The organism is Amycolatopsis sp. NPDC047767 (genome assembly GCF_040704195.1).
Taxonomy (GTDB): Bacteria; Actinomycetota; Actinomycetes; order Mycobacteriales; family Pseudonocardiaceae; genus Amycolatopsis.
On sequence record NZ_JBEYSJ010000035.1, the window covers coordinates 37,470 to 57,553 of the forward strand.

Genomic DNA, 20,084 nt, shown 5'->3' on the forward strand with positions numbered 1-20,084 from the left:
AGCTCAGGAGCGGCAACTCCCGGGCCGGCGGGCCGCGGACATCACCTCCCCATCCGCTTGCTCAGGCGCGTCAGCGCGGGCCCGGAGGCGACGGCGACTGCGCCCGCCGCGAGCAGGATCACCAGCAGGTAGCGCACGAACCCGACGGGCGAGCCCGGGGTGGGCCGTGTCTGCGCCACGTTCTGCTGGTCGGCCGTGGAAGTCGGCGGTGCCTTGACGGCCAGGGGTGCACCGCCCGGTGCGTTCGGCGGAGGTCCGGCGCCGGTGCCGGGCGTGCCGCCCACGCCGCCGGTGCCGCCCGAGCCGTCCGACGCCGGGGGCAGGTCGCCGCCGCTGGCGCCACCCGCGCCCGCACCGGACGTCTGGTCGCCGGACGGGGGCGGCGGGGTGGTCTGGCCGGACTGGGCCGCGATCGTGTCGGCAGCGGCCACGGTCTGCGCGCGCATCGCCTCGGGCAGCGGCACGTAACCGGCCGGCAGGGTGCCCGCCTCGATTCCCGGCTTCTGGCCGTTCCCCACCGCGTACTTGAGGAACGCGGCGTAGTCGGCCCCGGCCTGTTTGTCCAAAGCGGACGGTGCGGTCGCGGCGTAGGCGAGGTTCGTGAGCGGGTACGCGTCGGCGGCGGTCGTCGTCGGGTCCAGGTGCAGGACATCCTTGACCGCGCCGGGTTTCGCGGCCGCGACGGCGGCGAGCATCGCCGAGTCGGTCGGCGCGACGAACGCGCCCGAGGAGTTGCGCAGCTTGGCCGTGGGCAGGCCGTAACGCTCGGCCGTCGGGGTGTCGACCACGGCCAGCAGGCTGCGCTGGCCCTGGGGTTCGCGGTCGACGGCCTTGAGCTCCGGCGCGCCCGTCGGCGTCGCGAAGCCGGTGGGGGCCTTGCCGAGCGTGTCACCGCGGCTGATGGCGCGGCCGGCCTCGTGCATGTCGTTGGCGAGCGGGCGCAGGTCGAGCGCGCAGCTGGCCAGCAGCCCCGTGCCGGCGCACGTCAGGTCGGAGCGCGGGAAGTTGGACACCGGCAGGCTCGTGCCGCGGAAGGACGGGTTGACCTTCATGCCGTCCGGGTCGGGCACGCCGTTGACGAAGTCGGACGCGTCCTTGTCGGCCTTGATCCAGTTCCACAGCATGGTGGTGGCGTCCATGTCCACAGTGGGCACAAGAGCGTCCACGGCAGACATCAGCCGGCCGGAGTCCTTGAAGTCGGGGTTGAGCCGGAGGAACTCCGGATCGAGCGTGAGCGAGTCCGGGTTGCCCTTGAGGTAGTCCTGGCGCGTGGGCAAAGACAGCACGTACGACTGGGTGAGCAGCTTCGCCACGAGCCGCGGGTTGAGGTTCATCTCGGTGATCTGCTCGCCGTCGCGTTGCCACACCTCGGGCGGCACCACGCCTTCGCCGGCCGACTGGCGCTCGGTGATGAACGCGATGCTCAACCCGGACAACGCGATCGGCGCGTACACCAATGGTTTCGTGACCTGGTCCTGTGGCACCGGATCGGTCATGAACGCGAGGCCGGGGTTGTCCGACACCACGGTCTGGCGAGCGACGCCGTCGGGCACCTGGGTGAAGCCGTAGACGGTGCCGCCGCCGGCGCACAGCGTCGGCTGCCAGCGCAGCACGGCTTCGGACAGGAACTCGTCACCCGAGGTCTGCCGCTCGGCCGCGCCCAGGGGGCACGAGTCGCCCACCGGCTGGAACTTCAGCGGCACCGAGATGTGGTTGTTCCAGTTCGTCTGGCTCAACGGCGACGAGTCCAGCTGCGGCCGGTTGTCTCCGACACCGACCTCGGTGCCGTCGACCTCCCGGTCGCCGCGCGGCACGATCACCAGCCAGCACCCGCGCGGCGCGCCGTTGACGACGGTGCCGCAGCCGAGGCCGTCGGCCTCGAGCGCGGTCTGCACCTCGAAGTCGACCTCGCCGCCGCCGTCGAGCCGGGTTTTGGCGAGCGGGACCTCGTTGGTGGTGCCGGCGGTGAAGAACTCTCCGGTCGAGGTCGTCGTGACGCCGGAGACGGACGTGAACGGGACCACGGCCTGCTTGCCGTCCGCGGGTTTGATCGTCTCCAGCCCGTCTTTCAGGGTGCCGTAGCTGACCTGCCGCAGCCGCGTCCACGCGCCCGCGACCGGCGAGCCCTGCGCGGCGAGACCGCCGTACTGGCACTGTTCCCGCTTCGGACCGGCCGGATCGTCGCCCCAGCACTGCATGATCTGCAGGTAGTCGGTGGCGAAGTTGCCCGACGGGCCGGTCGGCTGCCCACCGGTCCAGGTCACCCGCACGGTCTGGTTGATCAGGTCGGTGGTCTGGCTGACCGTCACCTTCAGCGAGGAGAACGCGCCGGTGCCCGACACGGTGACCGCGGATCCGGTCTCGGCCTGGCTGGGGGCGGCCACGAGCAGCGCGGCCAGGGCGAGCAAGGCGGCCAGCAGGAGTCTGAGGTACTTCACGACCGGTCCCTGTCCTTGGTGAGGCGGCGGGCGAGGAACGGCGGGCCGATCACGAGCCCGAGCAGCAGCGCGACGGCCACGGACGTGAGCAGCGCCGCCGTGGCGTCGTCGCGCTGGGCGAGCGACACGGGCACCGACGAGCCACCGTCGGCGAGGTTCTGCGTGCCGACGGGCAGGCCGGTGTCGGGGTCGATCGCGCCGCCGCCGGGACCGTTGGCGGTGCCCGGCGCGCCCGGGGTCGAGCTCGTGTTCCCGGGGGTGCCGGCCGTCCCGCCGGGGCCGTTGCCGGCGGTGCCGCCCGGTCCGCCAGTGGTGTTCGAGTGGCTGCCCGCGCCGTTGTTCGGCGTCGAGGACTTCGCGCCGCCGGTGCCGGTGGTGCACTGGACCACGCCGATCTTGTCGCACGGCGAGGGCTGCGGGGCGTTCTTGGCGAGCAGGTTCGTGCCGTCCGGCGAGAAGGTCGGGTTGTGGCACTTCGTGATGTCAGTGGGCTTCTTCGTCGAACCGGGGATCCGGGCCACCTGGTTGAGGCCGGCCTGCACCAGGTTGATCGGCAGCGGCGAGTAGCCCAGCTGATCGGCCTGTTGCTGGCCCTCGCACAGGAAGTAGTAGGCGAAGTCCGACAGCGTCCGTCCTTTTTCGACGGTGAACGGCGCCGTCGGCGTGGTCGGCAGGATCATGTAGCTGTAGCTGGACAACGGGTACGTGCGCGGGTCGGGGTTCGTGTAGACGTTCCCGAGCTCCTGGGTCAGGTCCGGTTTGATCTGGGCCGAGAGCAGCGCGACCGCGACGCTCGGCGCCTTCGGCTCGATGTAGTACCCGGCCTGGTTGAGCACCTTGGCGATGGGGAACCCGGCGTTGCGCGCGTAGGAGTACTCGACGTAGGTGATCGCGCCCTCGCTCTGGTCCTGGCGCACGAAGTTGGTGACGCCGAGCGAGCCCGACTGCCCGATCATCGGTGGCACGAGCGGGTAGTTCGAGGTGAACCCGCACGGGGTCGAGCGCCCGGCCTTGCGGCAGAAGGCGTCCCACAGCGAGCCGTACTGGCGGGCCATGTAGGTGGTGAACTGCGCGCTGGTGCCCGAACCGTCCGAGCGCACCACCGGGATGATCTTGCGGGCCGGCAGGGTCAGGCCCGGGTTGTCGGCCTTGATCGCCGGGTCGGCCCAGGTGGTGATGGCGCCGGTGAAGATCTGGGTGAGCGTCTTGCCCGACAGCCGCAGGTTCGTCACCCGGGTGTTGCCGATGTGCAGGTTGTACATGAACGCCGTGCCACCGGCGACGATCGGCATGTACGCGAAGCCGCGGTTGGTCGGTGCGGCGTCGGTGACGCCGGCGTCGGTCAGGCCGTACGGGATCTCCGACACACCGAAGTCGACCTGGCCCGCCTTGAACTGGTTGCGCCCGTCCGTGGAACCCGTCGCGGCGTAGCTGATCCGCATGCCGTACTGGCCGACGTTCTTGCGCCACTGGTCCAGCGCGTTCGAGCTCCACGTGGACCCCGCGCCGCTGATGGGCACGTAGCCCTGCGCGAACGCGGTGCTCTGGCCGAGCAGCACCAGCGCCAGCGCGAGCCCGACCCAGCGGAAGATCCGGCTTCTCACTGCTGTTCCCCCTGCATTCTCCGAATGAAGCGTTCGCGGTCGGCGGCCGAGGCACGTTCGCGGCGCCGGCGTCCGCCGCGGGTCAGCTCCCCGGCCGGGCGGCCGCCCGCCAGCCGGGCGATCACGAACAGCACGAGCACCAGCAGCATCAGCACGGCGGCGGCGCCGAACCCGCGGGCCTTCATGGCCTCCTCCGGCGAGGTGACCAGTGAGAAAGTCGCGAGCGGCAAGGAGATCTGCGGGCCCGAGAGCGGGTCGGCGTTGAGGTAGGCGGTGAACCCGGCGGTGATCAGCACCGGGGACGTCTCGCCGATGCCGCGCGCGGTGCCGAGCAGGATCGCCGTGGTCAGGCCCGAGCGCGCGGTCGGCAGCACCACGTGCCACACCGTGCGCAGCTGCCCGGCGCCCAGCGCGAGCGACGCCTCCCGCAGCGAGCCCGGTACGAGCCGGATCACCACGTCGGAGGCCCGGATCACGATCGGCAGCATCATCACGCTGATCGCGCACCCCGCGGCGAGCCCCGACTTCTCCAGGCCCAGCGAGAGGATCAGCGCCGCGTAGACGAACAGGCCGGCCACGATGGACGGCAGCGCGGTCATCGCGTCGACGATCGTGCGCACCAGCCGGGAGAAGAAGCCGCGGGTCTCGTTGAGGAACACCGCGCACGTGAGTCCCAAGGGGACGGTGAGCACGAGCGCGATGGCGATCTGCTCCAAGGTGCCGACCGCCGCGTGGATGATCCCGCCCTGGCTCAGCGGGTCGAGCGGGCCGGCGTTGGCCATGTCGTCGGTGAAGAAGTTCCAGTGGCTCAACGCGTCGATGCCGCGCACGAGCGGGTAGCCGACGATCGTGATCAGCGACAGCAAGGCGAACGCGGCGAGGCTGTGCACGACCGCGGAGACCAGGCGGTCGCGGACCGTCAAGGCGTTGTCAGTCAAGGAGACCAGCAGCGCGTAGAGGCCGAGGAACAGCACCCACGCGATCGCGAGGAACCCGATGGCGCCGCCGAACGGGGCGAGCTGGGTGAACACGATCGCGGTCAGCGCGATGGCCGCGACGAGCGCGCCCACCACGTTCACCGTGTCGGCGCGCCGGCCGGGCCGGGTGACGCGGCGGCGTTCGGGCGCCTCGGGTGCGTCGTCGAACTCGGGGAGCTCGGGGATTTCCGGGGTTTCCCGGGTGTCCAGGGCGGTCATGCCTCACTCCCCTGTCCGGAGCGGCTGCGCGCGATGATCGCGGACGCGCCGAAGTTGACGACGAGCGTGAGGGCGAACAGCGCGAGACCGGCCGCCATCAGCGCCGAGAGGCCGAACGGGCTGGCCGCGCCCCGCTGCTGGGCGATGAGCGCCGACACGGAGTTCGCCCCGCTCTGCAGCACGTGCGGCTGGATGGTGAAGACGGGCGCGATGATCATGTACACCGCGATGGTCTCGCCGAGCGCGCGGCCGAGGCCGAGCATGGTGCCGCCGATCATCCCGCCGCGGCCGTAGGGCAGCACGACGCTGCGGATCATGCCCCAGCGCGTGGCGCCGAGCGCGTAGGCGCCTTCCCGTTCTCCGGGCGGGGCCTGGGAAAACGACTCCCGCATGACCGAGCAGGTGATCGGCATCACCATCATCCCGACCACCAGGCCGGCGAAGAAGGTGGAGCTGGCGAACACCGTCTGGCTGCTCAGCGGGTCGTTCGCGTCGTAACCGTCCACTGTGAACAGCGGGAACCAGCCGAGGTGGATCGAGAGCCAGCGTGGCACGTCAAGCAGGTTCCACTGCAGGAACACCGCGCCGAAGAGGCCGTAGACCACACTCGGGACGGCGGCCATGAGGTCCACCAGGCTGATCAGCACCCGCTTCGGCCGCGGCGGTGCGTACTCCGAGATGTACAGCGCCACCCCGCAGGCCAGCGGAAAAGCCACACACAGCGCGGTTGCGGCGATGAGCAGCGTGCCGACGAGCACCGCGGCGATGCCGAAGTTGCCGGAGTCGGGCTGCCACGCCTGCGTGGTGAGAAAGGACAGTCCGGCCCGGCCGAGTGCCTGGCTTCCGTTCTTCAGCAGAAAACCGCCCACCACCACCATGATCGTGAGCACCAGCAGCCCCGCACCCAGCAGTGCCAGGCGGAAGAAACGGTCGGCGCCGCCGGGTCTTCCGGTCTTCCGGCGGGCCTGAGTTTCCCCGCCGGCGTGTTCGAGCACACCGGTCATGTCCCCTCCTCTCCGAATCACGCTCGCGCAGCTTTACCCGGACAGCTGTCGCAGGCCGGGCAAAAACATTAACTACGGACGAACACGCGTTCGGTTGATCTCGCGGCTGGATTCGGCCAGTTGATGAAAAGAACTACCCGAATTGATCGCGTGGAGACGACGGCGGTACTTGCGGCTGGACACGCCGACCGGCGTTCCGTCCAGGCGCAGCTGCCAGAGCCACATCCCCTGCTCGTCGCGCACGGTCAGAACTTGCGCGAGCTTGAGGCCGGCCTTGAGCGTCTGCACCGCGTGGGCGCAGGAATCACCGTCAGGGAAGGAATTAACCGACTGTGCGATGCTGCGGTTGTTGGCTGAGAGAAAACGCCACATGACGGCCCACCCCGAATCGGAATGCGCTCGTCCATTCAGTCCAGCAACCGAGATGGACACCATCTCGAACCGAGGCTCGGCCATCGTTTTCCTTTATTCCAGCGGTCCCCGACCGACGCGCTCAGGCTCACCCACGTCGGTATACGCCAGCCGAACAACGGGCAGCGCGGACGTGCTCCAACCGTTCACAGGGGATTAAACGCACAGTCGGGTCGAGCACCCCGGATCCGGCGATCCGGGTGGTGGACCCGAAAGACGATCTGTGGCCGCCGCCAGGGCGGGAGCCACCGTCAAAGGACGGCGGGTGGAGGGACAATAACCGCCGCGGCGCAACGGTTTTCGCCCGCGCCGGGGACGACAAAGGCACCGGGCGAACCCGGTGCCTTCGGTCTTCGGCGGACGGCTGTGCGCCCGGCTCCCGCATCGGGAAAGCGGGCGCATGCCGCCGTTCAGAGCAGTTCGAGAGCCGCGACGATGTCCGAGGTCTCCGTGCGGGTGGTGTAGTTGGGGTGCACGTCGATCCAGCGGACGAAACCCTCGGCGTCGACGAGGACGACGGTGGGCATGGGGATGCCGCGGGTGCCGTCGGCGTTGATGTCGGCCAGATCGAGGCCCAGGGACTGCTGCGCTTCGCGGACCTCGTCGGTCGGGGCGGTGAGCACGCCGAGGCCGGCGGCGATCTGGTTGCCCGGGTCGGACAGCACGGTGAAGGTGAGCTCGTTCTTCTCGGCCATGGTCAGCGAGCCGTCCGGTTTCTGCGGGCTGATGGCCACGAGCTCGATGCCGCGGCCGGCGAGCGCGGGCACGAGCTGTTCCTGGTAGGTGCGCAGGGCGACGTTGCAGAACGGGCACCAGGCACCCCGGTAGGTCACGACCACGGCGGGCTTGCCGCCGCGCGCCGCGGTCAGCGTGGTGGCGGCACCGTGCGCGTCGAGCAGGTCGCCGTCGGGCATGGGCGCGCCGGCGGACAGCACGCCCGCGGGCACGCCGGCGGCATCGAGCGCGGCCTGCTCACCGCCGAACGCGGCCACGGCCCCGGCCGGCATCTTGCCCGCCAGACCCTCCTGCAGGGCCTCGACCCGTTCGGCGATGGTGCTGCTGGTGGTGGTCACATCAAGCCTTTCGACGTCCCCGCCAGCTCCGCCGGCCGGCAGAACTGGATAGCTCGATCCAGTAGTACCGGCCACGAACTGGATAGTCAAATCCAGTTAGCCGGGTTTTCCGTAGACTGGGGGCATGACAGAGACGGCGACGGCCCGCCTGACCGCACGTGGGCAGGCCACCCGGGACCGGATCGTGTCCGCGGCCGCCCAGCTGATGGCCGAACGCGGCGTGGCCGGCACCAGCACCCCCGACGTACGCGACGCCGCCGGGGTCAGCTCGTCGCAGATCTACCACTACTTCGCCGACAAAGGCGCCCTGACCAGGGCCGTCATCGAGTTCCAGACGACGCGCATCGTCGGCGGCCAGCACGCCCTGCTGTCCCGGCTCGACAGCTTCGCCGCCCTGCGCGCCTGGCGCGACGCGCTCGTGCAGCTGCAACACGACCTGCACTGCCAGGGCGGCTGCCCGCTCGCCACCCTCTCGGGCGAGCTCGCCGAACACGACGCCGGCGCGCGCGCCGCCCTCGCCCACAGCTTCACCCTCTGGGCCGAGGCCATCCGCGACGGGCTCCGGCACATGATCGACCACGGCGTGCTGCGCGCGGACACCGACGCGGAGCACCTGTCGCTGGCGATGCTGGCCGCGCTGCAGGGTGGTCTCGTGCTGGCCCAGGCGCAGCGCTCCACGAAGGCACTGGAAGCGGGCCTGGACTCGATGATCGCGATCATCGAGCGCCACGCGGCGAAGTAAGCTCCCGCGTCCACAGCGGACAGTCCACACGCGAAAGAAAGCCGTCGCCGGAAATCCGCCCGACCACGCGAGACCACGCCGGCCCACCGCATTCTCCAGCAGGCCGTGAGCCGGACGCACCTCGCACCGCCGCACCGGTTCTCCGGCAGCGTCGTCCTGCCGAACGGCCGTCTGGCTTCTCCGACCCCGCCGTGACAGCCTGGTCCGGCACCGGCCCGCCGCGTGAAGAGGAGAACGCCATGGAGACCTGGGACGCCATCCGCGCTCGTCGCAACGTCCGCAGCTACACCGGCGAGCCGGTGGCCGAAGAGCACCTCACGCGGATCGCCGAGGCCGGCTGGCGCTCGCCCTCGGCGTCGAACCGCCAGCACTGGGACTTCGTGGTCGTGACCGACCGCGAGCAGCTGCGTGAGCTCTCCACGGTCTGGCAGGGCGCGGGGCACCTCGCCGGCGCCCAGGCCGCGATCGTGCTGGTGGTGCCCGAACCGGCCGACGACCGCACACGCGTGCTCGACCAGTACGACCTCGGGCAGGCCACCTACGCCATGATGCTCGCGGCCGCCGACCTCGGCATCGGCACCGGGCACTCCTCGATCGGCGACCAGGACCGGGCGCGGGAGATCCTCGGGGTTCCGGCCGACCACGTCGTGTCGCTCATGCTGGCCATCGGCTATCCCGCCGACCGGCCGCTGCGGCCCATCAAGAACCCCACTCGCCGCCCGTTCGACGAGGTCGTGCACCGCGGCCGGTGGTGACCGTTTCGAGCACGCTCGAAAAGCTTGTCCCCCCGCCGTGGCGTCCCCAGGATGGGTGCCGCGGCGACCGCCCCGTGACCGCTCGACCATGGCGCCTGACCGCGCGCCGTCCGATGCCGGGCGCGGACGACGCGCAGATCGTCCGCGCCGCGGCCGCGGCGTCGGTGAGCCAGAAGCGCACGGCGTGGTCGGCGCCGGCGGTGGCGAGGCGGCTGCCATCGGGGGCGAAGGCGACGGAGCAGAACGACCGCCGCCTGCGCGCCCGCGCCCTGCTGGACTCCGGCGTCGACGGCCTGCTGACCGGCCTGCACCCGCTGCTCACGCGCTCCGGCGACGCCCTGGTCCTGCACGGCACCCACGTGACCGGCGACCTGCACCTCGACGGCCGCGGCGTCCGGCTCGTGCCGTCGTTCTTCTGCCACGGCGCGCCGACGGTGCTGGCCGACCCCGCGCTGCCGCCCGTGATCGTCTACCCGATGGCCCTGGACCCGCGGAAATACCCCTTCGGCCACGCCCCGGCGACGGACCCCTCGGCCGCCCTCGCCACCCTCCTCGGCAAGACCCGCGCCCACCTGCTCACCGCCGCCGCGGGCGGGCGCACCACCACGGAACTGAGCCGGCGCGTCGGCGTCTCCCCCGCGTCGGCCAGCTACCACGCCTCCATCCTGCGCTCGGCGGGCCTCCTGACCAGCCACCGCGAGGGCACGATGGTGCGCCACTGCCTCACCGACCTCGGCTCGGGTCTGCTGCGGAACGTCAGCCGAACGTGAACGAGTAGGCCTGCAGCCCCGGGCTCAGCTTCAGCGTCACCGTGCCCTGTTGCGGCGTCGGGGTTTGCACGACGGCGTGGATGTCCGGGCTGCCGGACACCGGGATCGTCTTCGTGACGCCGCCGGCGGTGGCCGTGACGGTGCCCGTGCCGCCGACGTCGAGGTAGACCGCAGAGGCGTCGTAGGTGAGGGTGAGGGAGGCGTCGTCGCCGGCCGTCAGGTATTCGGGGGCGGTGGTCCACTTGCCGTGGAGCTCGACGGGCGCGCCGCCGGCGCCGCTGCGCTCGGAGCCGAGGTAGGTTTCGGGGCTCTGCAACGGGTTCGTGGGGGTGTCGTCGGCGACGTCGGTACGCGGCGGCAGCGTCTGGCTCGGGTTGGCGGTGGTCAGCAGCTCACGGATGAGCGACTCGGTGCCGTCGTAGTCGCCTTCGCCGATGGAGACGTGGCGGACGTGCCCGGTGGCGTCGGCGAGGTACTCGGCGGGCCAGGACTCGTTCTTGAACGCGTTCCAGGTGGCGTAGTCGTTGTCGATCGCCACGGGGTAGGTGATGTGCTGGCGGGCGGTGCCGGCCGCGACGTTGGCGGGGACGTGCTCGAACGCGTACTCCGGCGTGTGGACGCCGACGATCTCCAGGCCCGCGTCGTGGTAGCGCTGGTACCACGCCTCGACGTGCGGGATGGCGCGCTGGCAGTTGATGCACGAGTAGGCCCAGAAGTCGTAGAGCACGACTTTCCCTTGCAGCGCGGCGGGTTTGCCGCCGGGTGTGTTCAGCCACTGGCTGATCCCGGCCAGCTGCGGCGCCGTGCCGCAGTCCTGCAGCTCGTCGGACGGGTCGCACGCCTGCAGGCCGCCGCCGCCGACCTTGTCCGCGCCGAGGGCCTGGTTCAGCCCGGCGGTGTAGTCGGGAATGGCGCGCTGCAGGGCGTCGGTGACGTTGAACGTGAGCGCGACGGCCAGCCCGATCACCACGATCCCCGCGGCGATGCGCACCTGCCGCTGCCGGTCGCGGAACGCCTTCACCCGCTCGGCGACGCGGTTGCCGGCCATCGCGAAGAACAGGAGCGGAATCGCCGTGCCGACGGCGAACGCGACGGTGAGCGCGACCGTCGACACGCCGATCGTGTGCGTCGCGCCGGCCACCGTGATGGCCGCGAGCACCGGCCCCGCGCACGGCACGTAGACGGTGCCGAGCGCCAGCCCGAGCACGAACGCACCGCGGTCACCCGGCACGGATTTGCGGCCCAGGCGGACAAACGGGCGTTCCAGGAGGTCTTGCACGCGCGGGAACATCATCGCGACGCCGAGGACCACCAGCACCACGAGGCCCGCCCAGCGCAGCACGTCACCGGGCAGGTGCAGCGCGGCGAGCACGAGCGTGCCGAGGAGCGTGACGAGGCTGAAGCTCAACGCCAGCCCCGCGACGATGAGGAACGGCCGGCGCCGCGTCGGTGCCGTGCCGGTCTTGCGCGCGCCGCTCGCCCCGCCCGTCATGAACAACACCGGCAGAACCGGGAGAACGCAGGGCGAAATGCCGGTGATCAGCCCGCCCACCAAGCCGATCAGCACCAACGTGATCAGGGTGACCTCCTCTGTCTTCGCACAGAGTAGGCGGGGGACCGGCCGCGGCGACCGGTCCCGCGTGGACAGTCAGGGATTCGTAACACTCTTGCGCAGCCCGGCCTCTTCCAGCAGCGGCACGATCTGCGTGCCGAAGAAGTCGAGTTCGGGCTGGTAGTCGTAGAACGTCAGCTGAACGCCGTCGATGCCCGTTTCGTGCAGGCGGCGCAGCTTGTCCGTGACCTCCTCGGGCGAGCCGACGATGTGCAGGTGCCCGCCGACCGCGCGGCCACGGGCGGAGTGCTCGAGCCACGACTGGCTGTCGCCCGCGGTGTGGCGGTCGGTGAACGCCCCGATCGCCCCGAGGTCGGCGTGGTCCATGATCGCCTGGTACCGCGCGTGCGCCTCGGCGCTCGTGGGCGCGGAGACGACCGTGGGATTGATCACCACGCGCACTTCGCGACCTTGGTCCCGCGCGGCCTGCTTGACCTTTTCCACGTGCGCCGGCAACGCCTCCAGCGCGCGGTCGATGTTCTCGCCCGCCGGGCTGGAGATGAACACGAGGTCGGAGTTGCGGCCCGCGAAAGCGAAACCCGCCGGGGAACCGCTGGCGGACACCAGGATCGGCCGCCCGTACTTCGGCAGCGGCGACGCGTAGGCCTCCTGCAGCGAGTAGTGCTCGCCGTGGAACGTGAGGTTGTCCTCGCCCGCCCAGAGGTCCTTGCACACGGCGACGAACTCGTCGGCCATCGCGTACCGCTTGTCGTGCTCGGGCTTGAGCTGGCCGAACATCGCGGGCTCGGTGTCGGCGTACCCGGTGACGATGTTCGCCCCGAAGCGCCCGCCCGAGATGTGGTCGGCCGTGGCGAGGAACTTGGCCAGGTGCAAGGGATGCCACGGCCCGTACAGCACGTGGACCGTACCCAGCAACAGGATCGACTCCGTCGCCGACGCGAGCGCGATCGCCGAGACGAACGGGTCGAGGAAGTTCTCGCGGTAGTGCGTCTCCCCGCCGAACCCGCCCTTGGGCAGCCACTGCGACAGCCCGAACGCGATGTCGAACCCGAACTTCTCCGCCTGCTGCGTCAGCGCGCGGTTGTAGTCGAACGTCCAGTCCGTCCCGCGCGGCAACGTCGACTGCGACCATCCACCCGTCTGCAGCGGCAGGAACACCCCCAGCAGCAACGGCTGCCGCAACACCCGGCTCAACGGGCTGTCCGGGAAATCCTGCGGCTGCGCCGGCTCCGCCAACCGAGCCCGATCACGTTCGGACATGCACCACTCCTCGCCCTCGTCCGCCGCGAGAATAGGTTGGACGTCAGACGTCTGGCGAGTCTGTCCAAGATCTGGGACTCACCGCTGAGCGAGGGCGGCGGCGAGGTCCGGGACGAAGTCGCCGGCCCGGCCGGCCAGGGCGGTTCCGCACGGCCCGTCGGAAATGCCGGGCGTGGTGAGCCACAGCTGCTGCGGGGCGCCGTCGGCGGAGAGCGACTCGTACAGCCCGATTTGCGCACCGGCCGGGTTGCACGCACCGGACACCGGCCGGCCATTGCGACTGCTCTCGATCACGGCGAGGTAGTCGCGTTTCCCGGTGCTCGCGGCGAGGGCCTGGCCGATCGCGCGGCTGGTCGCGAGGGCCACGCGTTCGGGCGCGTAGCCGCCGACGTTGGTGGCGAACCCGTCGACGTCCGGTCCGCCCACCGCGACCCGCTGCGCCGCAACGTCCGGCGACGGTGCATCGGACACGTCGAGCAGCACGGTCGTGTGGGCCGCTGCCGCCAGAGCGTGGGCAGCGGCACCCGGTCGGCACTCACGCCCCCGGACGACGACCAGCGCGCGGTCGTCCCCCAGTCCTCGCGCCACCTCGCCGAACCACCCCGCGCCCCCGTCCGCACACGCACCGGCCCGATCCGCGTCGAGCAGCAGGATCGGCTGCCGCCGCACCGCCGCGGCGGCGGTCACCACGGCCCGGACGTGCGAGGAGGCGGTCGCCGCGGGCTCAGCAATCAGCGTGGCCGCGGGCCTCGTGGCGATCCGCGCCCGGATCGAGTCCGTGCGCGGGCCGGGCGGCGCTGTCCGCACCCAGTTCGCGGCTGGGTTGTCAGGATTGACGTAGAAGCCGCCCGCGCCGGCGAGCAACGCGGACGGCGCCCACCCCGGCTGGAGCGGATCGATCGCCTTCGCCGTCGGGCCGCACGCGGCCAGCAGAACGACAACCGGCGCGAGCAGCACGGCCTTCGGGTTCACCTTCACCGGAACTCGCTCCGTTCAGCCGGCCGAAGCGTTCAGCGCGTCCAGCAGCCAGGTGTGCGTGACGCCCATCGGGGCCGGTTCGCCCGTGACCTCGCCCGCCAGGGTCCAGTAGCGGCGCACGCGCGGGTCGCGGTCGGGGGCCGTGCGGTGGTTGAGGGCGTGGCGGAAGGCCGGGGTGTCGGTGGTGCGCAGGGCGGCCGCGTGGGCGGCGACGAAGCGGTCGAGGGCCGGGCCCGGCGCCGGGCGGGTGCCGGACGTCACGGCGGGGAAGGCGAGCTCACAGGCCTGCGCGACCTCGGCGTGCAGGGCGGCGAGGTCGGGGATCCGGTCGTGGTTGACGAGGGTGCTGGTGCGCAGGGCGTCGACGAACGAGCGGTCCGAGGCGAGCAGCACCAGCGACGCGTAGGCGACGACCTGTGCGGGCGTCGGCAGCTCCGGGGGCGGCGGGGCGCTGATGGCCAGGAACATGCGAGCCGAGTCGGCGGGGACGGGGCCGGAGGTCATGGGGTGCCAGAGGCGGACGAGGACGTCGTGGGCGGCGTACCCGTCCTCCACGGCCGACAGCAGCTCCAGCCGCGCCGGGCGGTCGAGCGGGGTCGCGTCCTCGACGGCGCGCAGGACGGACCGGCGCCAGGCGAGCGTCGCGACTTCGCGGTCCAGGGCGGCGCGTTCGGCGGCCACGGCGTCGGCCAGGGAGCGGCGGCCGGCGAGGACGTCGGTGATCAGCGGCAGCCCCAGGCCCAGGCCGCGCATCCGGCGCACGAGCGTGAGCCGCTCGACGGCCTCCTCGGCGAAGCGGCGGTGGCCGCCCGCGCTGCGGGTGGGTTCGAGCAGGCCTTCGTCGCAGTAGAAGCGGATCGTGCGGACGGGCACGCCGGTCCGTCGCGCCAGGTCGCCGATCCCCAGTGTGACCCCGGTCACCATCGGTAGAACCTCCAGCCGGATGGAGTTCCTACGGTACGGCCCATGGACACCACCCGACTCGCCGACGCGCTCCACCACCACACCGCCGCCCTCGCGAAAGCCACGGCCGGCGCCGACCCCGAAGCCCGCGTGCCGACGTGCCCCGACTGGCCGCTGCGCGTGCTCGTCGGCCACGTCGGCCAGGCGCACCGCTGGGCGGCGAGCATCGTGCGCTCCGGCCCCTCGCCGGTGCCCGACCCGTTCGACGCGGACCCCGGCGACCCGGCCGGCTGGTCCGGCTGGCTGCAAGCCGGAGCCGCCGATCTCATCGACGCGGTGTCCACCAGCGACAGTCCCGTGTGGACGTTCTTCGGCCAGGGGCCGGCCGGGTTCTGGCTGCGCCGCCTGGTCAACGACACCGTCGTGCACCACGCCGACGCGGCGGGCCCCGCGTTCTCAGTCGCCCCGGACCTGGCCGAGGACGTGATCAGCGACTGGTTCGGCCTGCTCGCGAACCCCGCCACGCGGACGCTCAAACCCGACGTCGCCGGGCTCAGCGGCACCGGGCAGACCCTGCGGTTCCTCCCCGACCACGCCGAGGGCTGGCACGTCACCCGCACCCCGGACGGCATCGAGTGGACGCGCGCCACCACCCCCGCCGACGTCACGCTCTCCGGCCCGCTGACCGACCTCCTGCTCGTGCTCACCCGTCGCCGGCCGGCCGACGACGTGACGATCACCGGCGACCGGGATCTCGTCGACCACTGGCTGGCCCACAGCGCGGCCTGAGCGCCCACGCCGGGTGATCGCGCGGCGGCACCGGGCCGGCGCCGGGGAAGAGCTTCTCCCGCAACGTGCCCGGCCGGTACTCGCGTTGCATGAGACCACGCGCCTGCAGCAGCGGGACAACGTGGTCGACGAACTCGGTGAAGCTCGTCGGCGAGATCACGTACTCGAGGTTGATCCCGTCGACGCCCGCGTCGCGCCAGCGCGCGATGTTCTCGACGATCTGCTCCGGCCTCCCGACGACGCGGTTGTTGGTGCGGCTGAGGATCAGCTCGCCGAGCGTCCAGTCGTCCCGCGTGGTCGTGGCGAGGAGCTTGCGCACCGGCTCCGACACCTCGCGCCCGCGCAGGTCGCCGACGAGCGCGTCCGGGTCGTCGAGGCCGAAGTCGTGGCCGGCGAACACCGACGCCCGCGCCAGGTTCCCCTCCACCGTCTGGTGCTCCAGCAGCTCGGCGTGGCGCCGCCGGGCTTCGGCCTCAGTGCCGGCGAGCAGGTACGACTGCGGCACGAAAACCTTGACGTGCGCCGGGTTCCGGCCCGCTGCGGCCGCCGCCCGGCGCACGTCGGCGACGATCGGGGCCGCCTCGGCGGGGTCCTGGGAGTTGATGAACAGGCACTCCGCGTGCCGCCCGGCGAACGCGCGGCCGGCCGGCGAGACGCCGGCGTTGAACAGCACCGGCACCCGCTGCGGCGACGGCTCGCTCAGGTGCGGTCCGTCGAGCTGGTAGTAGGGTCCATTGTGGACCACGGCGTGCACCTTGGCCGGATCCGCGAACTCGCGCCGCACACGGTCGCGCAGCACCGCGCCGTCCTCCCAGCTGTGCAGCCACAGCTTCAGCGCCGCCTGCGTGAAGTCCTCGGCACGGCCGTAGCGTTCCTCGTGGCCCGGCAGCCCGCCGTACCCGAGGTTGCGGCCCGCGCCCGGCAGGAACGACGTGACGATGTTCCACGCCACCCGCCCGCCCGTCAGGTGGTCCAGAGTGGACACTTTCCGGGCGAACGGGTACGGGTGCTCCTGCAGGATGTTCTGCGTGAACGTGTACCCCAGGTGTTCCGTGTGGTAGGCGAGCAGCGGGATCAGCACGGAGGGATCGCCGGTCGGGAACTGCATCCCCTCGCGGACCGCGGCGTCGCGCGAGCCGCGGTAGGTCTCGTAGGGGGCGAGGACGTCGGCGAAGAAGAGCGTGTCGAACCGGCCGCGCTCCAGCGTCCGCGCGAGGTCCAGCCACGTCGAAGGGTCGGTGTAGCCGAGCTGGCGGCTGTCCGGCTCGGCCCACAGTCCCTGCGCGTGGTGTGAAACCGCGAACATGTGGAACGCGTTGAACAGCATCCGCTCAGGCATCGTCGCCCAGCACCTGCGAGCCGATCACGTCCTTGCAGACCTCGGCGGAGTAGGCCATCAGCCAGCCCGCCTGCGCGTCGCGGAACCACCGCTCGATCGGCGACGTCTTCAGGTAGCCCGATCCCCCGCCCACCCGCACGCCGAGGTCGGCGATCTCGCGCGCGACGTCGTTGGCCAGCAGCTTCGCGCGCATCGTCGCGGGCAGGAACTCCGGCGAGTTCTCGTCGGCGAGCCAGCACATGTGCTGCGCGAACATCGCGGCCGCCTGCAGCCGGCTCTCCAGCTCGCCGACGCCGAAGCGCACCCACTGCTGCTCCGCCAGCGTCCCGCCGCCGGGCACCACCTGCCGGGCGCGCGCGTGCTCCCGCAACGCGGCCAGCGCACCGTCGGCCACCCCCAGCGACAACGCCGCCACCCCCGCCCCGATGTGGTTGGGGCGCCGCCGTTTCGACGGCGGGCAGCGGCGTTCGTGGGGCAGGAGCGTGCCGTCGAAGCGGATCAGCTGGCTGCCGCTCGCGCGCAGGCCCATCGCGTCCCAGCTCGGTCGGAACGTCATCGTCGCCGGGTCGGCGTCGAGCCCGAAGAACGTGGAGATGCCGTCGATCTTCGCGTTGACGAGGAAGTGATCGGCGATCTCGCACCCGGACGAGAAGCGCTTCTCGCCGCTCAGCCTGAACCCGCCTTCGACCTCCACCGCGGGCTGCTGTGACCGCAGGAACAGGTTCCCGCCGGCCGGCTCGCTCAACGCGTTCGCGAACCGCGCCCCGGCCGCCAGCCGCTGCGCGAAGAACCGCGCCACGTCCGGCTCGGCCATCTCCACCAGCCCCGCCGCCGCGCCGATGTGCATCACCCACACACACGCCGTCGACGGGCACGCCGCACTCAGCACCCGGACGATCGCACCGTAGCTGCGGTAGCTGAGGTCCTGGCCGCCGTACTCCGCCGGCAGCAAGGCGACGTCGAGCCCGCTCGCGTTCAGCCTCCGGAGGTTCCCGACGGGCAGCTCGCCCGTCCGGTCCCGCTCGGCGGCCGTCAGCGCGAACTCTCGCGCCAGGTTTGCCGCGAGGTCCACCCAGTGCTGCTCGTGCGCCGGCGGGCCGAGCGGATGTCCGGCAACCATGACGCCTCCCGGTGTTCGGCAACTCCCGACGGGCGATCTTGCCAGGAAACACCGTCGCGGGCAGGGGCGAGCGCGGGCAGAATCCCCGCATGCGTGACCACCGGCACGAGCCCGCGCTGAACGCCGTCGTCGAGAAGTACGTGACGCCGGGCCGCCGGTACTTTCACCTGGCCAACACCTGTTTCCTGAGCGACCCGGCGCAGCGCGAGACGCTCGGGCGCACGCTGGCGCAGGACGCGCTCCGGATCACCGACGACGAGCTCGAGCTGCTGCTCGGCTACGAATGGCGCGCGCAGCTGACGGCGTCGTGGCTCATCGCTTTCGCGCGGCGAGTAGCGCACCGCGACCGGATCGGCGAGCTGCTCCTCGCGAACGAACGCATCTACGCCGGCCGCGGGTTCTGCTTTGCCCTCGCCCGATTCGGCGCGGACGAAGACGCGCGCCTGTTGGTCGAGTACCTCCGCGCGTTCCTGCCGAGCACCGACCGCGGCGAGCAGGACTCGGCCCTGGGCGCGCTCGCGTACCTGGACGCGCGGCTCGGCACCGGGCACTCGGCCCCGTTCCTCGGCGAGAACGGTGCCTGGGCCCGGTGGCTGCGCACGACGTCGCCGCTCGCCGACCCGGTGGCGGCCCTCGATCACCTCCGCGAGGTCATCGAAACGCAATGCGCCTACGCCGACGAGCGCATGAGCGCGTCCTGAAGCGACCGGAAAGGCTCAGACCTGGCGTGCCGTCGCCATCGCGCGTTCGGTTTCCCAGAAGGCGCGCATCGAGGTGATCAGGCCGTCGTCGCCGATGCGGTAGACGAAGACGCCGTCGGTGTCGACGCGGTAGCCGCCGGGCAGGTAGGTGGTGATGGTGCCGACGTTGGCGCACTCGGCGCCCGCGGCGAACGAGTCGCGGATGACGAACTCGAAGCGCTCCACGTGGGCGATCGTCAGGTCCCAGAAGGAGCCGATGCCCTCGTGGCCGTGGTGGCCCTTGCCCTGCTCGTCGAACATCGACGGGCCCACCGGGTCTTCCACCACGGCGTCCGGTGCGAACAGCGCGAGCCACGCGTCCTTGTCGCCCGCCGCGACGGACGTCATGGACCGGAACGACGCCAGGCGAGCCGGCGGCTGGTCCGCGTCGACGTCCCAGCTGACCTCGACACTCATGTCACGCCCCCGATTCACGGAACTTGGCGATGACCTCGTCGCCGAACTTGCGGATCGCGTCGACCTTCGGGCCCACCTCGGCGTCGAAGCCGAGACCCTCGAACACCCACGGCATGGTGATCGCGTCGGTCACGCCCACCTCGGCCTGCTCGCGGAAGCCGTCGAGCCCGAAGCGGTCGACGCACACGGCCTGGAACTCGAACGGATCGGCCTCGCGCCCGCGTTCGGCGAGCAGTTCCTTGAGCCGCTTGATCGTATCGCGCAGCTGGTCGAGCGTCATCATCGCCGACGACCAGCCGTCGCCCACGCGCGCGGCCCGGCGCAGCGCGATGTCCGTGTGGCCGCCGATGTAGAACGGCACGCGCTTCGGCGGCGTCGGGCTCATGCGCAGCTTGTCGAAGTCGAAGAACTCACCGTGGAACTCGACCATGCCGCCGTCGAGGATGAGGCGCAGCACCTCGATGGCCTCGTCGAAGCGCTTGCCGCGCCGCTCGTACGGCGCGCCGCACCACTCGAACTCCTCCGGCGACCAGCCGATGCCGAGCCCGAGACCGAACCGGCCGCCGGTCAGCGCCGCCACCGAGTTCACCTGACGCGCGAGCAGCACGGGGTTGCGCGAGCCGAGCTTCAGCACGGAGGTGTAGAACTCGAGCCGCTCGGTCACCGCGCCCATCGACGCGGCCGCCACCAGCGGGTCGACCCACGGCGTCTCCTCGGTCCAGAACCGGCTGCCGTCGGGCGTGTACGGGTAGTCCGCCGACACCTTCTCCGAGTAGAACAGGGAATCCGGCAGGACGATCGAGGAGAATCCGGCCTCCTCGGCGGCGCGGGCGAGCTCGCCCAGCTGATCGAGGGGGTTCATCGCGATCGACAGGGAGAACTTCATGACCCGACTGTAACGTGTTCTACTTTGCCCGGCCAGAGGTGCTCCCCGTCACCTCTCGGGAACCCTCAGCGTACTGTCCGCGTTGT

General features: G+C 71.5%; 19 protein-coding genes. 5 read left to right on the forward strand and 14 right to left on the reverse strand.

The genetic code is table 11. The annotated features are described in order from the left end of the window. Positions 1-41: 41 nt before the first annotated feature. The 6 genes from AB0878_RS40125 to AB0878_RS40150 all read right to left on the reverse strand — a co-directional run bounded on the left by AB0878_RS40125 (position 42) and on the right by AB0878_RS40150 (position 7,726). A complete protein-coding gene (locus AB0878_RS40125) occupies positions 42-2,438 on the reverse strand; it encodes a hypothetical protein (RefSeq protein ID WP_366586581.1) in 2,397 nt (798 codons plus the stop codon). After that, positions 2,435-4,042, reverse strand: coding sequence for a phosphate ABC transporter substrate-binding protein PstS (gene pstS, locus AB0878_RS40130; RefSeq protein WP_366586584.1), 1,608 nt, complete (start codon positions 4,040-4,042; stop codon positions 2,435-2,437). The genes AB0878_RS40125 and pstS overlap by 4 nt, the downstream gene beginning before the upstream one ends. Then, positions 4,039-5,238, reverse strand: a complete 1,200-nt coding sequence (pstA, locus tag AB0878_RS40135) for a phosphate ABC transporter permease PstA (RefSeq protein WP_366586586.1) — start codon at positions 5,236-5,238, stop codon at positions 4,039-4,041. The genes pstS and pstA overlap by 4 nt, the downstream gene beginning before the upstream one ends. Further along, on the reverse strand, positions 5,235-6,242 hold the full coding sequence (gene pstC, locus AB0878_RS40140; protein WP_366586589.1) for a phosphate ABC transporter permease subunit PstC: 1,008 nt from the start codon (positions 6,240-6,242) through the stop codon (positions 5,235-5,237). The genes pstA and pstC overlap by 4 nt, the downstream gene beginning before the upstream one ends. Positions 6,243-6,314: 72 nt before the next feature. Further along, the gene (locus AB0878_RS40145; protein ID WP_366586591.1) at positions 6,315-6,698 is read right to left on the reverse strand and encodes a hypothetical protein; all 384 of its coding nucleotides are present in this window, start codon (positions 6,696-6,698) and stop codon (positions 6,315-6,317) included. A gap of 365 nt (positions 6,699-7,063) precedes the next feature. After that, positions 7,064-7,726 (reverse strand): peroxiredoxin-like family protein, encoded by a 663-nt coding sequence (locus AB0878_RS40150; RefSeq protein WP_366586594.1) that lies wholly within the window; start codon positions 7,724-7,726, stop codon positions 7,064-7,066. A gap of 124 nt (positions 7,727-7,850) precedes the next feature. Here AB0878_RS40150 and AB0878_RS40155 point away from each other — a divergent pair, with 124 nt between their 5' ends. The 3 genes from AB0878_RS40155 (at position 7,851) to AB0878_RS40165 (ending at position 9,993) form a co-directional block, all read left to right on the forward strand. Further along, positions 7,851-8,468 carry a TetR/AcrR family transcriptional regulator gene (locus tag AB0878_RS40155; protein WP_366586597.1) on the forward strand — a complete coding sequence of 206 codons (618 nt, stop codon included), beginning with the start codon at positions 7,851-7,853 and terminating at the stop codon, positions 8,466-8,468. A gap of 239 nt (positions 8,469-8,707) precedes the next feature. Then, on the forward strand, positions 8,708-9,223 hold the full coding sequence (locus AB0878_RS40160; protein ID WP_366586599.1) for a nitroreductase family protein: 516 nt from the start codon (positions 8,708-8,710) through the stop codon (positions 9,221-9,223). Between the two features lie 74 nt (positions 9,224-9,297). Next, the gene (locus AB0878_RS40165; RefSeq protein ID WP_366586601.1) at positions 9,298-9,993 is read left to right on the forward strand and encodes a winged helix-turn-helix domain-containing protein; all 696 of its coding nucleotides are present in this window, start codon (positions 9,298-9,300) and stop codon (positions 9,991-9,993) included. Here AB0878_RS40165 and AB0878_RS40170 read toward each other — a convergent pair. The 4 genes from AB0878_RS40170 to AB0878_RS40185 form a co-directional block, all read right to left on the reverse strand. After that, positions 9,980-11,560 carry a cytochrome c biogenesis protein CcdA gene (locus AB0878_RS40170; RefSeq protein ID WP_366586689.1) on the reverse strand — a complete coding sequence of 527 codons (1,581 nt, stop codon included), beginning with the start codon at positions 11,558-11,560 and terminating at the stop codon, positions 9,980-9,982. The two genes, AB0878_RS40165 and AB0878_RS40170, sit on opposite strands and share 14 nt — an antisense overlap. 81 nt (positions 11,561-11,641) lie before the next feature. Further along, positions 11,642-12,826 carry an LLM class flavin-dependent oxidoreductase gene (locus AB0878_RS40175; RefSeq protein ID WP_366586604.1) on the reverse strand — a complete coding sequence of 395 codons (1,185 nt, stop codon included), beginning with the start codon at positions 12,824-12,826 and terminating at the stop codon, positions 11,642-11,644. A 78-nt stretch (positions 12,827-12,904) separates the two neighbouring features. Then, entirely contained in the window at positions 12,905-13,804 is a 900-nt protein-coding gene (locus AB0878_RS40180; RefSeq protein WP_366586606.1) for a glycoside hydrolase family 6 protein, read from the reverse strand. Positions 13,805-13,819: 15 nt separating this feature from the next. Continuing rightward, positions 13,820-14,728, reverse strand: coding sequence for a MerR family transcriptional regulator (locus tag AB0878_RS40185; RefSeq protein WP_366586608.1), 909 nt, complete (start codon positions 14,726-14,728; stop codon positions 13,820-13,822). A gap of 42 nt (positions 14,729-14,770) precedes the next feature. On the opposite strand from AB0878_RS40185, the gene AB0878_RS40190 reads away from it, so the two are divergent. Further along, positions 14,771-15,496, forward strand: a complete 726-nt coding sequence (locus AB0878_RS40190; protein ID WP_366586611.1) for a maleylpyruvate isomerase family mycothiol-dependent enzyme — start codon at positions 14,771-14,773, stop codon at positions 15,494-15,496. Here AB0878_RS40190 and AB0878_RS40195 read toward each other — a convergent pair. Further along, the gene (locus tag AB0878_RS40195; protein ID WP_366586613.1) at positions 15,444-16,835 is read right to left on the reverse strand and encodes an NtaA/DmoA family FMN-dependent monooxygenase; all 1,392 of its coding nucleotides are present in this window, start codon (positions 16,833-16,835) and stop codon (positions 15,444-15,446) included. The two genes, AB0878_RS40190 and AB0878_RS40195, sit on opposite strands and share 53 nt — an antisense overlap. Further along, a complete protein-coding gene (locus AB0878_RS40200) occupies positions 16,828-17,955 on the reverse strand; it encodes an acyl-CoA dehydrogenase family protein (RefSeq protein WP_366586615.1) in 1,128 nt (375 codons plus the stop codon). The genes AB0878_RS40195 and AB0878_RS40200 overlap by 8 nt, the downstream gene beginning before the upstream one ends. A gap of 89 nt (positions 17,956-18,044) precedes the next feature. On the opposite strand from AB0878_RS40200, the gene AB0878_RS40205 reads away from it, so the two are divergent. Beyond that, positions 18,045-18,656: a DUF6000 family protein gene (locus AB0878_RS40205; protein WP_366586617.1), complete on the forward strand. Its 612-nt coding sequence runs from the start codon at positions 18,045-18,047 to the stop codon at positions 18,654-18,656. 15 nt (positions 18,657-18,671) lie between these two features. Here the strand turns inward: AB0878_RS40205 and AB0878_RS40210 are convergent, their stop codons facing one another. After that, a complete protein-coding gene (locus AB0878_RS40210) occupies positions 18,672-19,112 on the reverse strand; it encodes a nuclear transport factor 2 family protein (RefSeq protein WP_366586620.1) in 441 nt (146 codons plus the stop codon). A 1-nt stretch (position 19,113) separates the two neighbouring features. After that, the gene (locus AB0878_RS40215; RefSeq protein ID WP_366586623.1) at positions 19,114-19,998 is read right to left on the reverse strand and encodes a TIGR03619 family F420-dependent LLM class oxidoreductase; all 885 of its coding nucleotides are present in this window, start codon (positions 19,996-19,998) and stop codon (positions 19,114-19,116) included. Positions 19,999-20,084 lie beyond the last annotated feature (86 nt).